Annotated in this window: 10 protein-coding genes; 7 read left to right on the top strand and 3 right to left on the bottom strand. The window is 63.6% G+C overall.

Features of this window, described 5'->3' with window-relative positions:
* Positions 1-172: 172 nt before the first annotated feature.
* The 3 genes from AC07UC_RS32990 to AC07UC_RS32980 all read right to left on the bottom strand — a co-directional run bounded on the left by AC07UC_RS32990 (position 173) and on the right by AC07UC_RS32980 (position 3,002).
* Positions 173-661, bottom strand: coding sequence for a hypothetical protein (locus AC07UC_RS32990; RefSeq protein WP_494908802.1), 489 nt, complete (start codon positions 659-661; stop codon positions 173-175).
* Between the two features lie 197 nt (positions 662-858).
* Positions 859-1,299 (bottom strand): hypothetical protein, encoded by a 441-nt coding sequence (locus AC07UC_RS32985; RefSeq protein WP_202324566.1) that lies wholly within the window; start codon positions 1,297-1,299, stop codon positions 859-861.
* Between the two features lie 335 nt (positions 1,300-1,634).
* The gene (locus AC07UC_RS32980; protein WP_494908801.1) at positions 1,635-3,002 is read right to left on the bottom strand and encodes an aminotransferase-like domain-containing protein; all 1,368 of its coding nucleotides are present in this window, start codon (positions 3,000-3,002) and stop codon (positions 1,635-1,637) included.
* 141 nt (positions 3,003-3,143) lie between these two features.
* On the opposite strand from AC07UC_RS32980, the gene AC07UC_RS32975 reads away from it, so the two are divergent.
* The 7 genes from AC07UC_RS32975 to AC07UC_RS32945 are packed head-to-tail and all read left to right on the top strand — an operon-like array spanning position 3,144 to position 12,136.
* Positions 3,144-4,463: a hydroxymethylglutaryl-CoA reductase, degradative gene (locus AC07UC_RS32975; protein ID WP_494908800.1), complete on the top strand. Its 1,320-nt coding sequence runs from the start codon at positions 3,144-3,146 to the stop codon at positions 4,461-4,463.
* A gap of 2 nt (positions 4,464-4,465) precedes the next feature.
* Complete coding sequence (locus AC07UC_RS32970) at positions 4,466-5,473, top strand: ABC transporter permease (protein ID WP_494908799.1); 1,008 nt, start codon at positions 4,466-4,468, stop codon at positions 5,471-5,473.
* Positions 5,474-5,511: 38 nt separating this feature from the next.
* Complete coding sequence (locus tag AC07UC_RS32965; RefSeq protein ID WP_140775326.1) at positions 5,512-6,528, top strand: sugar ABC transporter substrate-binding protein; 1,017 nt, start codon at positions 5,512-5,514, stop codon at positions 6,526-6,528.
* Between the two features lie 15 nt (positions 6,529-6,543).
* The gene (locus tag AC07UC_RS32960) at positions 6,544-8,658 is read left to right on the top strand and encodes an ABC transporter permease (protein ID WP_494908798.1); all 2,115 of its coding nucleotides are present in this window, start codon (positions 6,544-6,546) and stop codon (positions 8,656-8,658) included.
* Positions 8,658-9,770, top strand: coding sequence for an SMP-30/gluconolactonase/LRE family protein (locus AC07UC_RS32955; protein WP_494908797.1), 1,113 nt, complete (start codon positions 8,658-8,660; stop codon positions 9,768-9,770). The genes AC07UC_RS32960 and AC07UC_RS32955 overlap by 1 nt, the downstream gene beginning before the upstream one ends.
* A complete protein-coding gene (locus AC07UC_RS32950) occupies positions 9,763-11,262 on the top strand; it encodes a sugar ABC transporter ATP-binding protein (protein WP_494908796.1) in 1,500 nt (499 codons plus the stop codon). The genes AC07UC_RS32955 and AC07UC_RS32950 overlap by 8 nt, the downstream gene beginning before the upstream one ends.
* Complete coding sequence (locus AC07UC_RS32945) at positions 11,246-12,136, top strand: hydroxymethylglutaryl-CoA lyase (RefSeq protein WP_494908795.1); 891 nt, start codon at positions 11,246-11,248, stop codon at positions 12,134-12,136. The genes AC07UC_RS32950 and AC07UC_RS32945 overlap by 17 nt, the downstream gene beginning before the upstream one ends.
* Positions 12,137-12,212 lie beyond the last annotated feature (76 nt).

Genomic DNA, 12,212 nt, shown 5'->3' with positions numbered 1-12,212 from the left:
GATTTTTCGGCCATCTGGCTCGAATGCAACACGGGTCCGCGCCCCGGGGCACGCCGCCTCCCAATCCATATGGCCCGTGTTCGCGGAAAAAAGATGATGCCGCCGATCAATTCAGCATGCTGAGGGTCCTGCACGGCTGCGGCGGCGAGTCGCAGTGCCCGCCACTGCGCCATCATTCCCGTGAAGGGGAGGCGCTCAATCGACGGTAGGGGACGCCATCGAAGCTTGCCGTCACAAAATCGGCGACGGACATCTTGCGCTTGCGTCCGTCGCTGCAGGCGTAAACCGGCCAACCGGCATCGCTGCATTCGCTGGCAGCGCAGATACGCGCCAGGCAGTTGCCGACAGTCAACCGGAAGCCGCCCTTGCCGGCGAATCCTTGCAACAGGCTGCCGTCCGCCGAGCGCCATGTCCGCGCACGGAATTCCGCCCGCAAAAGCAATGGTTCGAGAGAGACCGCAAGATTGGTTTCGCCCGCACGTCCTGCGAACTGCAGACGGAAGCGCGCCATTGCGGTCGTGTATGCGGTCACGAGATCCGATTCGCTAAGATAGGAGATCGGCAGGTTGGAGCGGTCGAGCAGATGAGACACACGCTTGCTCGCCTCTACCGGCGTCAGCAAGGCAACAAGAGTAAGAATGGCGAAGAAAGTTCGCGACATTTTCAGCAGCCATATCGATCTCGGCCTGCCGGTTTGGTCCCGGTTGCCCCCGCGTAACATCCCGCCAATCGTCGCCCTGCGCAAGCCGCTTGCCCACGCGGTCCATAAGGCGGCCGAGTGTGCAACTCGCAAGGCCACCGATGGCGGGTACAGCCGGCGTTGCGGCAAGGAGGAGACCTGCCACCAGCCAGGGTTCCTCAGCTGGCGCGCGCCGCCGGCAGTTCGAACAGATTAGCGCCGTTCTCCTGGCCGCGCTCGACATAGCCGATGACGCTGAACCATCTGGCGACGTCAGGCCCCTGCAACCAACTGCGCGAGTGGATGGGGAGATTGCCGGCGAGCGCCTGGATGTGGCGGATGTGCCGCTTGCAGAAACGCACGGTTGAGGCGCGGAAGAAATCCTCCTGCGCGGCAAACAGCGTATCGGCGGCGTCGCTGTTCTCATGCCAGGCGATGATCGCCACGGCCTTGTCGCCCTCGACAAGCGCGTGTGCGCGGCCTTCCTTCAAATTCATCATCAGATTGTCGTAGGCGATCTTGCTGTCCTTGCCGGCCGCCGCGTACTCGTCCGACATCCGCTTGGACAAGCCATGGAAGACATCCTCGAGATCCCCGAGCGTCGCTGCACGTGCTCTCATTTCACCTCCTGCAGCCCCTCCGGGAAGTTTGCCCTAAGGATGGGGGATCACCAAGCAAATCAATTCCACTGACGGGCCGAGTAGAGCAAAGTCATTTCAGGCCGGCACGATCGGAGCTGCTGAACGCATTCCGGCGCTTGGCGGGCTCTTCGCCAACAATCCGCGGAAAATGGCGGAGGCGAGCAGGGACAACACGCTGCCTACCCAGAACGACACGACGGTCGCGGCGCTGGAGAGACCACGCGATCAATGGCAACGGCGCCCGAGTGGGCAGAGGGTTCAAGTTTCCTCTACTGCTTTGCCTATTCGATCAGAAAGCAGTGAGTGACGCTGCGTCAGGACGTTCTTGCTCGCTGCATGAATTCAAAGAAACGCGGGTCCGAAGCCCACGCAATGTTCACGCGAATGCCGGCCTTGCCTGGCCGGCGTTCCGGCGAAAACACGGTGCCTGGCGCGATGAAAATCCCTTCTCGAGCCCCTTCCCGGGCAAGAGCGATGTCGTCGACGTGGTCCGGCAGCTCCAAATAGACGTAATATCCGCCGGTGGGCTCGGCAAAGAGCCGCAGGCCCATCTTCTGTAGGCGGGGGACGACCGTTTCGGTCGCCTGGCGCACACGTTGCCCGAGGCGCTTCAGGTGGCGCCGGTAATGGCCCTCGTTGATCAGCCCATGGATCAGCCGCTCGATATGGCCAGAACTGTTGACGGTCGTCAGCATTTTCAGCTCGGCCAGCGAGGCGATGAGGTCAGGGCGTGCCGCGATATAGCCGCAGCGCAGGCTGGCCGACAGCGTCTTGGCGAAGGTGCGCACGCAGATGACGTTCTGCAACTGGTCGAGCGGAGCCAGGCCCACGCCGCGCACGGTTGGCAGATCGATGAACGGGTCGTCCTCGACCACCAGCATGTCGTATCGCGCTGCGATTGTCAGGATCGAATGGGCCGTCGGGAGGTTGGTCGAACTGCCGGTTGGATTGTGGGCGAGCGATTGGGTGAAAAACAGCTTCGGGCGCTCGCGCTCGGCCTTGCCGGAGAGATCCTCGATATCCGGCCCGTTCGCGGTTCGCCTGACGCCGACCATGCGCACCTGCGCCAGCTTCAGCTTGGCGAAAAGCGGGTAGTAGCCGGGATCGTCGACCAGCACCGTGTCTCCGGACACCAGGAAGCGGCGTATGATGAGGTCGAGGGCATGGTTGGCGCCGAACGTCAGAAGGATCTGATCCGGCGCCGCCTGCACCTCGCGTTCCATCAGATCGAAGGCCAGCCGCTCGCGTAGCGCCGGCAGCCCCATCGCCGAACCGTAGCCGTCACTGCTGGATCGGTGGTTCCTGCCCAGCAGCCCGAGGTGACGCCGCACCTCCGACTCCTCCATCCATGAGGCGGGGGGGCGGCCGTCGCCAACGCGGATCGAAAAGCTTTCCTCCAGCTGTGCGTTGAGCAGGGAGGCGATGTCCACTGCCTCGGCCACATGAAGCGGGCGCTCGCTCGGCTTTTGCCGGCGTCGTTCGGCGACGGTGAAGCCCGCGCCCGGTCGTGACAGTGCAATTCCGGCTGAAACCAGGCGGTCGTAAGCATCGACAATCGTGTTCTTGGAGACGTCGAACTGCTCGGCGGCCTTGCGTATCGACGGAAGCTTGGCGCCGGCGATGAGCGAGCCCGTCTCGATGCGCCTTCTGATTTCGTTGGCCACGGCCTCGGCGCGCGTCATCTTCTGTTCCTTGCGGCGGCGTGCCCGGAAACGGACTGGTACAGTAGGCCGCTGTTTCTTAAAACTGTACCTTGCCTGATGGTATCAGTTGGACGATAGCTGGCTCAACAAGAAAACAGCATTCGCAGGGAGGCGATGGTGATGGGAGCAGTCTTGGACGGCGTCGAGCCGCGGCTGAATTCCCGCATCGAGAAGTTTCGCGATCTGTCGCCGGCGGATCGCCTGGCGAAGGCCGGCGAGGCCGCGGGCCTTTCGCAGACGGACCGTGACGCCTTGCGCGGGCTAGGCGCGCTTCCGCTCAACATTGCCGACGGCATGATCGAGAACGTGATCGGCACATTCGAGATCCCGCTCGGCGTCGCCACCAACTTCACCATCAACGGACGCGATTATCTCATCCCGATGGCGGTGGAGGAGCCTTCCGTCGTCGCCGCCGCATCCTATATGGCGCGCATCGCTCGCGGCTGTGGCGGGTTCGAGACGTCGAGCACGGCGCCGATCATGCGGGCGCAGGTTCAGATACTCGACATATCCGATCCTCATGGCGCGCGGGCCCGACTTCTGTCGAGCCGCGACGAGATCGTGGCCGCGGCCAACGAAAAGGACCGGGTCCTGAACCGGCTCGGCGGCGGATGCCGTGACATCGAGGTGCAGGTGTTCGAGGACACCGCCGTCGGGCCGATGGTGGTGCTGCATCTCCTCGTCGACGTGCGTGACGCGATGGGCGCCAACACCGTCAACACCATGGCCGAAGCGGTCGCGCCGATGATCGAGCGCCTGTCCGGCGGTGTCGTTCGGCTGCGCATTCTTTCCAACCTTGCCGACCTGCGGCTGGCACGGGCGCGGGTGCGCCTGACGCCGGAGGCACTGGCAACGCAGGAATTCACCGGCGAGCGCATGGTCGCGGGCATTGTCGAGGCCTGCTCGCTGGCGGTCGTCGATCCGTATCGCGCCGCAACGCACAACAAGGGCATCATGAACGGTATCGATCCGGTCGTTGTCGCGACCGGAAACGACTGGCGCGCGATAGAGGCCGGCGCGCATGCCTGGGCGGCGCGCTCCGGGCGCTACACGTCGCTCAGCCGTTGGGAAGCCGATGCGTCCGGCGCCCTTGTCGGCACGCTGGAAATGCCGATGGCGCTCGGCCTTGTCGGCGGCGCCACCAAGACGCATCCTGCCGCGCGCGCCGCGCTGAACCTGCTTGGCGTGAAGACCGCGCAGGAACTTGCCGAGGTCACGGTGGCTGTCGGCCTGGCGCAGAACATGGCGGCGTTGCGGGCCTTGGCCACCGAAGGCATCCAGCGAGGGCATATGGCCCTGCACGCCCGCAACATCGCGATCGTGGCGGGAGCGGTTGGCGATGACATCGAGACAGTGGCCAAGGAACTTGCCGCCAATCACGACGTCCGTGTCGATCGCGCCAGGGAAATCCTATTGAGACTCGGCAAGGAGAAGGGCTGAGCGTGAGCGACACAACCGCAAACGGCTATCCGGCAAGGGCTCAAACCCTGCTGAAAACTCAGGAAGGCATCGTGTTGGTGCTGGCGGTGCTGGCCTTTGCGCTGTTTTCCTTGCTGCTGCCGTCCTTCTTCAGCGCCGGCAACATCCTCGCCCTGGTCCGAAGCGTGTCGATCCTCGGCATCCTGGCGCTGGGCATGGCGCTGGTGGTCATCGCCAGGGGCATCGACGTCTCGATGATCGCGACGATGGTGGTTTCCGTTTCATGGGCATTCGTGATCGCGCGCTCGGGCTATTCGCTGGAGTTCGCATTGCTGATCGGAGCCCTGTTCGCGGTCGGCGCCGGGCTGCTGATTGGGACATTGATCGCGTTCGGCGACGTTGCGCCCATCTTCGCAACACTTGCCGCCGGCTCGGTGATCTATGGCCTCGGCAGGACCTTCTTCTTCACGCTGGAAATGCAGAACGTGCCGCCGGGAGCCGAATGGTTTTCACTGATCGGCCAGGGCCGCATTCTCGGCATTCCGGTGACCGTGGTGGCGTTTGCCCTGCTTTGCCTGGTTCTGCACCTGGTACTCAGCCGCACGCGGTTCGGCTGGCAGATCTATGCCATGGGCAACAATCCGGCGGCGGCCAAGATCATCGGCATTCCCTATCGGCCGATGGTCGTTGCGCAATATGCGATCAGCGGACTGATCGCCTACGGCGCCGGACTGATCCTTGCCTCGTCTGCTTCGGCGATCAATGCCCGGCTTTTCAACTCGACGATGATCTACGACATCCTGCTGGTCGTGGTGCTCGGCGGCATTGGCCTGAATGGTGGCCACGGCAAGGTCCGCAACGTCATTCTGGGCACCATCTTCGTGGGCATCCTGCTCAACGGCATGACCATCATGAACATCGACTACACGATCCAGAACCTGGTCAAGGGCGTCGTGCTGCTTCTGGCGATCGTCATCGATTCACTCGTCAATCCACGTGACGAGCAGACATCCCAGCAAGGGGATCTCTGAGAACCAACCAAAATGCCAAATGCAATGGGAGGAAACCAATGCGACTTCTGAAAACGACAAGATGGCTTGCCGCGGCCTGTATCGCCCTGGCGGGAGTGGTCACGGCCAGCGCGCAGGACAAGGGCCTGGAAAATCCACGCTCGACGACGTTCCACAAGACGCTTGAAGGCAAGAAGGTCGTCTTCCTGCCGCTGTCGATGGGCTTCGACCTGACCGAAGGCTGGGCAGCCGTTATGCGCCAGCAGGCCAAGCGGCTTAACTACAGCTTCGAGATCCGAGATCCCGCCTGGAGCACTGATGCCGGCACCAAGGCGCTGCAGTCGCTGATCAGCGAGAAGCCCGATCTGATCGTCGCGCACAATCCTGACATCCAGTCCTACGCCCGCCTGCTGGCGCAGGCGCAGGCCGCCGGTATCAAGGTGGTGCAGATCAACCTCGAATCGAACACCCAGACCGACTCCTATGTCGGCGCCGACTGGACCGAGATCGGCGAGCAGGCGGCGCAGGCCGTGGTCGACAAGTGCAGCGCCGGCAAGGGCGCCTCGACCAAGGTGGCAATCGACACCGGGGTGCCGACGGCGGCGTCTGACGTCTTTCAGCTCGACGGCATCTATCGCGTGCTGAACCAGCATCCCGATATTCAGGTCGTCTCGCAGCAGGCCACCGAATACAATCCGGAAAAGGCGCGTTCGATCATGGACACCGTGCTGCAGCAGCATCCGGACCTCTGCGGCGCCATCGGCATCTGGGATAACCAGGATACCGGCACGGCGTCCGCCATCCAGCAGGCCGGCAAGAGCGCCCAGGTCTTCCTCGTCACCAGCGGCGGCGGCAACAAGGTCGGCTGCGAGAATGTCGAGAAGGGTCTGTTCAATCTCTACATCAGCTACAACGTGCCGCTGCAAGGCGAAATCCTGAATGCGGAGATCGCGCGCTTGCTGCTTTCCGACGGTGCCGCGGGCGAGACCAAGACGCTCTACTTCAATCCGCTTACTCAGATCACCAAGGCAAACGTCAACCAGCGCAATTGCTGGACCCTGGACGACCTGAAGTAACGGATAACAGGACCGATGGCCGCCAGTGACATGCTGCTGCGACTGCGCTACCGGTTCGTGCCGGACCGCCTGTTCGGCGAACTTCTGACCAAGAGCTGGATTGACAACGTCATTCCGGCCCTTGCGTTGGTGATTACGGTTCTGGCCATGATCTGGACCATTCCCGGCTTCGTGTCGGCCGGGACGTTCTCGGATCTTGCCCGCCAGGTGTCGGAGTTCGGCCTCGTCGCGCTGGCCCTGACGATCGTCATCCTTTCGGGCGGCATCGACCTCTCGGTCGGCTCCGTGTTCGCCCTTTGCGTGCTGGCCGCGCTGGTGTCGATGAATGTGCTTGGCCTGCCGATCGGCGTGGCGCTCATCGCCACGCTGGCGACAGGAATTGCCTGTGGATTGCTGAACGGCGTTCTTATCGGCTACCTCAGGCTGCGCGCCTTCATCACCACGCTGGTGACGCTGGTCATCTACCGGGCGCTCTATGACATCATCTTTCCGCGCCTTGCCAGCGCCATCGTCGGCTCGATGCCGGTGTCCCCGACATGGGATCTGATCGGCTTCGGTTCGTTCCACGGCGTGCCGGTCTCGTTCGTCATCTTCGCCATCATTGCCATCGGCGCGCATGTCGTCCTCTCACGGCTCAGGCCGGGCTGGCGCCTGCGCGCGGTCGGCGGCGCGCGCCGATCGGCATACAATGCCGGCGTCAACGTCAAGCTGACGGTCTGCCTGGCCTATGTCGCCTCGGGCGTGCTGACCGCCATTGCCGCCTTCCTCTTTTCGGCCCGGCTTGGCAGCACCGGCGCCGACACCGGAATAGGATTGGAGATTTCGGTGCTGACCGCCGTCGTGCTTGGCGGCGTTTCGCTGGGCGGTGGCCGTGGTTCGGTCGGCAATGCGGTGATCGGCTCCATTCTGGTGCTGATCCTGACGAACGGGCTCATCCGGCTGTCGATGCCGGGCTCGGTCAACCAGCTGATCCTCGGCCTGGTTCTGATCGCCGCGGTGCTGTTCGACGCCAAATGGGTGAAGAACCGCGGCAAGCTCCTGAACAAGGTCTATGTTTCGCCGACCTATCTGCGCCTTCCCGAGCAAGCGGCCACGGTGGGAAGCAGCGTGCTGGCCGTCAACGACAAGCTCGGCGTCACGCAACTGATCGGGCTTGGCGACGTCGAAGGGCCTGAAGATGTTGTGCTCGACCGTGACGACAATCTCTACACGGGAACGCGGCACGGCACGATCATGCGCTTCCTGGCGCCGGATTATGGGCGCTGCGAGGTTTTCGCCCGCATTGGCGGGCATCCCCTGGGGCTCGCTTTCGCGCCTAATGGCGATCTTCTGACCTGTGTCGGCGGCATGGGGCTCTATCGCGTTGCGCCAGACGGAAAGGTCTCGAAAGTCACCGACGAAACCAACCGCAGCTTGCTGTCGGTGATCGACGATTCGCGGCTGCGGCTTCCTGACGATCTCGACATCGCGCCGGACGGACGCATCTTCTTCAGCGAGGCGACGATCCGCTACGAGATGTCGGAATGGGCGGTCGATGCTCTCGAGGGCAGAGGCAATGGGCGCCTGATATGCCATGATCCGAAGACAGGCTCCACGCGCACCCTCCTGCGTGGCCTGATTTTTCCCAACGGGGTCACCATCTGCCGCGACGGCCAGTCGCTGCTTTTCGCCGAGACCTGGGCCTGCCGCATCAACCGCTACTGGTTCGACGGGCCGAACAAGGGCAGATGCGAGATATTCATCGACAATCTTCCCGGCTATCCCGACAACCTCAACCGTGGCTCCGACGGCACCTACTGGATCGCGCTCCTCGGCATGCGCACCAAGACCTTCGACTTGGCCATGCGCAAGCCTGCCTTCCGCCGCCGTATGGCCAGGCGTATCGCCGCCGATGAATGGATGTTTCCCAACATCAATCGCGGCTGCGTGTTACGCGTGTCGGCGACCGGCGAGATCATCGATGCACTCTGGGACAAGGCTGGCGAGAACCATCCCTCGATCACCTCGACGTGCGAGCACAAGGGCTGGCTCTATCTGGGCGGAGTGTCCAACAACCGCATCGGCCGTGTCCGCGTCGAGGGCGCCGACCCGCAATGGACGGCGCATGACGATTATTGGGGGAAGCGCTGATGCTGGGCCTGGGCACATTGGTGCGCCGGCTGTTTTCAGCCGATGATGCCGGCATCAGCGTGCCGGCGATGGACGGCGTCTTCAAGCCGGACAACCGGCTGGAGGAGGCGGAGCGGCTGCTGGCCCTTCCCGGGATCGACAATCTCGTCGCGTCGCCGACAGGGCTGCTTTGCAGCAGCGACAAGACGCTTCTCAGGATTGACCTCGACGGCACGCACATTTCGCCGGTCACCGTGGCGGAGTTTCCCGCACCGGTCACCTTTGTCGCATCGGCGCCCGATGGCCGGCTGGCCGTCGGCATCGAAGGCGATGGCCTGCATGTCGGCCAGGCAGGCACCTGGAAGCGGATCGAGCTCGCGCCCGACATGACGTCATGCCTCACCGCCGGCGTCTTTGCGTCTGACGGGGCGCTGTTGGTCTGCGTCGGCTCGCGCAAGCATTCGGCGCACCATTGGAAGCGCGATCTGATGGAACGCGGCGCAAGCGGCGGCTTGTTCGCAATCGACCCCATCGGCGGCTCAGGCCGCGCGCTCGCCCAGGACCTGGCTTTCCCCAACGGCGCTGCATTCCTCGGCGATGGCCGCCTGGCGATCAGCGAAAGCTGGCGCCATCGTGTTGTCGCCATCGACCCGAAATCGGCGGTGCGTCCCATGGCGATGCTGGAGGATCTGCCCGCTTACCCCTGTCGGCTGTCATCCGCCGCCGGCGGTGGCCTGTGGATCGCGCTGTTCGCGCCGCGCCGGCAATTGTTCGAACTGGTGCTGCGCGAGGACGACTACCGCCGCGAAATGATGGCGACGATCGACCCCGACGAATGGATCGGGCCGGAACTTGCCGGGTCGGCGAAACCCGACCAGCCACTGAGCCAGGGCTCCATCCGGCAGATGGGCGTGCTCAAGCCGTGGGCGCCGTCGCGGTCCTATGGCCTGGTCGCCCGCTGCGACGACAAGGGCCTGCTGCGCGAAAGCTGGCACAGCCGCGCCGATGGCTCCATGCACGGCATTACTTCCATTTGCGAATATGGCGACCGCGTCTATGCCACGTCGCGCGGATCGGGCACGTTGCTGCGCTTGGCAGTGCCGGCAAATGACGGTGGATCCGTGCATGGCTGACATCGTCGAATTTCGCAAGGCGACTAAGGAGTTCCGCGGCAACGCGGCGGTACGCGCCGTCGATTTCACACTCCGGCGCGGCGAAGTCCATGCACTGCTCGGTGAGAATGGCGCCGGCAAATCGACGCTGACCAAAGTGCTCGCCGGCCTCTATCCCTTGACCTCTGGCGAAATGCTGCTCGATGGCAAGCCGGTGAGCTTCTCGTCTCCCGGCGAGGCCATGAAACATGGCATCGCCATGGTGTTCCAGGAAACCAACCTCGTCCAGTCCATGAACGTCGCCCAGAACATCTTTCTCGGCGAGGAACGTTTTTTCAACCGGCTGCGCGGCGTCAACATCCGGGCGCAGCAACATTTGCAGCGGCTGAACTTCCATGTCGAGCCGACAGCGCTGGTGTCGACGCTCGGCGCGGCCAAGAAACAGATGGTCGAGATTGCCCGCGCCGTCCATCACAAGGCCCGCATCTTCATCTTCGACGAGCCGACGGCAACGCTCACCCCGGAGGAAAAGCAGCACTTCTTCGCGCTGGTCGAACGGCTGAAGGGCGAGGGCGCCTCCGTCATCTTCATTTCGCATGCGCTGGAGGAGGCGCTGTCGATCGCCGACCGCATCAGCGTGTTGCGCGACGGTGCGTTGATCGTTACCGACGATGCCCGCAATCTCACCCGTGAAAAGATCGTCCAGGCCATGGTTGGCCGGCAATTGACCGATGCACTCTATGGCGATGCCGCCGCGAGGCGCGTCGCCCGCCCTCCCGGCGACAAGGTCCTGGCCCTGGAAAATGTCTCGATGGGCAAGGCGGTGCGCAGCGCGACACTGTCGGTGTTCGCGGGCCAGGTCACCGGCCTGTTCGGGCTGGTGGGCGCCGGTCGTACCGAAATGATGAAGATCGCCGCCGGCGTGCTGAAGCGGGACTTTTTCCATGGCGGGCGTATCCAGCTGCGCGGGGAGACAGTACGCTTTCGCGTCCCGCGGCAGGCCGTGCGGCGCGGCGTCGCCTACATCACCGAGGACCGCAAGCTCGACGGTCTGTTCGACACGATGGGTGTTGTCCAGAATGTGTTCCTTGGCAAGCTGGCGAAGGCGTCCAATCCAGTCACCATGGTCGGCATGAGCGAGGCCAGGCGGCAATCGGCCGAATGGATCGAGGCCATGAAGGTCCGTTCGATCGGCGGCAACGCCAAGGTTGTGGAGCTGTCGGGCGGCAATCAGCAGAAGGTCGTGATAGCCAAATCGCTGATCCAGGAGCCGTCACTGATCATTTTCGATGAGCCGACTCGCGGCGTCGATGTCGGAGCGATCGCCGAGATTCATCGGATGATCGAGAAACTCGCCGATGCCGGCGCGGCCGTCGTGGTCATCTCCTCCTACCTGCCCGAAATCCTCAACCTGTCGGACCGCATCCTGGTGGCGCGCCAGGGGCGCATCGTCGAGGAGATGACCATCGACGAAGCATCGGAAGAAAAGATCATGTATGCCGCCGTCCACTGAACCGTTGCGCGTGGAACGCCAGGTTACGATCGTCGAAGTCGGTCCGCGCGATGGGTTGCAGAACGAAAAGCAGTTGGTCTCGACCGGGCAGAAGCTGCGCCTGATCCGCATGCTGGCCGATTGCGGTTTCGCCCGCATCGAGGCGACAGCCTTCGTCTCGCCGAAATGGGTCCCGCAGATGGCCGACCATGACGCCGTCATGCGGGGCGCGGTGCGTCATGCGGGCCTCGTGCTTTCCGCCCTGGTGCCCAATGAGCAAGGCGCCCGGGCGGCGATCGCGGCGGGCGCGCAGGAGCTTGCGGTCTTCACCAGCGCCTCCGAGACGTTTTCGAAGCGAAACACCAATTGCGCGATCGAGGAGGGACTGGCCCGTTTCGCGCCCGTGATCGCATTGGCGGCCGAACACGCCTTGCCGGTGCGGGGCTATGTTTCCTGTGCCGTCGACTGTCCCTATGAAGGCCCGATCGAGCCCGGCGCGGCCGCGAAAGTCGTCGCACGGCTGCGCGATCTCGGCTGTGCGGAAATCGCCGTCGCCGATACGATCGGCAAGGCAACCCCCGAACGCGTGCACGCCATGGTGCTGGCATGCCTCGCGGAGGCGGAGGCGACGCAGCTCGCCGGCCATTTTCACGATACCGGCGGCATGGCGCTGGCCAATGTCGATGCGGCATGGAGCCTCGGGCTCAGGGTCTTCGATTCCGCGGCAGGCGGGCTCGGCGGCTGCCCCTACGCCCCCGGCGCGGCCGGCAATCTTCGCAGTGGTGCGCTGGTGGAGCATTTCGCGTCGAAGGGGATCGCTACCGGAATAAACAGCGAGCTGCTGGCCAACGTGGAAAACATGCTTGCCGAAGCCATGTTCTTTGGCGAGCTGTGAGAGTTAAAAAGCAAAAGATTTCAAGTCTTTGCTACGCCCGAAGGGTAGAGGCTTCGGCGACAGGGATTGGTCGGAG

This window comes from Mesorhizobium sp. GW821-FHT04C10, assembly GCF_059420305.1.
This window is presented reverse-complemented; position numbering and strand designations above follow the sequence as displayed.

Excerpts from the sequence above, each read along its gene's own strand:
- AC07UC_RS32990 (WP_494908802.1), bottom strand. The coding sequence starts at position 661 with ATGTCGCGAACTTTCTTCGCCATTCTTACTCTTGTTGCCTTGCTGACG.
- AC07UC_RS32985 (WP_202324566.1), bottom strand. The coding sequence starts at position 1,299 with ATGAGAGCACGTGCAGCGACGCTCGGGGATCTCGAGGATGTCTTCCAT.
- AC07UC_RS32980 (WP_494908801.1), bottom strand. The coding sequence starts at position 3,002 with ATGACGCGCGCCGAGGCCGTGGCCAACGAAATCAGAAGGCGCATCGAG.
- AC07UC_RS32975 (WP_494908800.1), top strand. The coding sequence starts at position 3,144 with ATGGGAGCAGTCTTGGACGGCGTCGAGCCGCGGCTGAATTCCCGCATC.
- AC07UC_RS32965 (WP_140775326.1), top strand. The coding sequence starts at position 5,512 with ATGCGACTTCTGAAAACGACAAGATGGCTTGCCGCGGCCTGTATCGCC.
- AC07UC_RS32960 (WP_494908798.1), top strand. The coding sequence starts at position 6,544 with ATGGCCGCCAGTGACATGCTGCTGCGACTGCGCTACCGGTTCGTGCCG.
- AC07UC_RS32955 (WP_494908797.1), top strand. The coding sequence starts at position 8,658 with ATGCTGGGCCTGGGCACATTGGTGCGCCGGCTGTTTTCAGCCGATGAT.
- AC07UC_RS32950 (WP_494908796.1), top strand. The coding sequence starts at position 9,763 with ATGGCTGACATCGTCGAATTTCGCAAGGCGACTAAGGAGTTCCGCGGC.
- AC07UC_RS32945 (WP_494908795.1), top strand. The coding sequence starts at position 11,246 with ATGCCGCCGTCCACTGAACCGTTGCGCGTGGAACGCCAGGTTACGATC.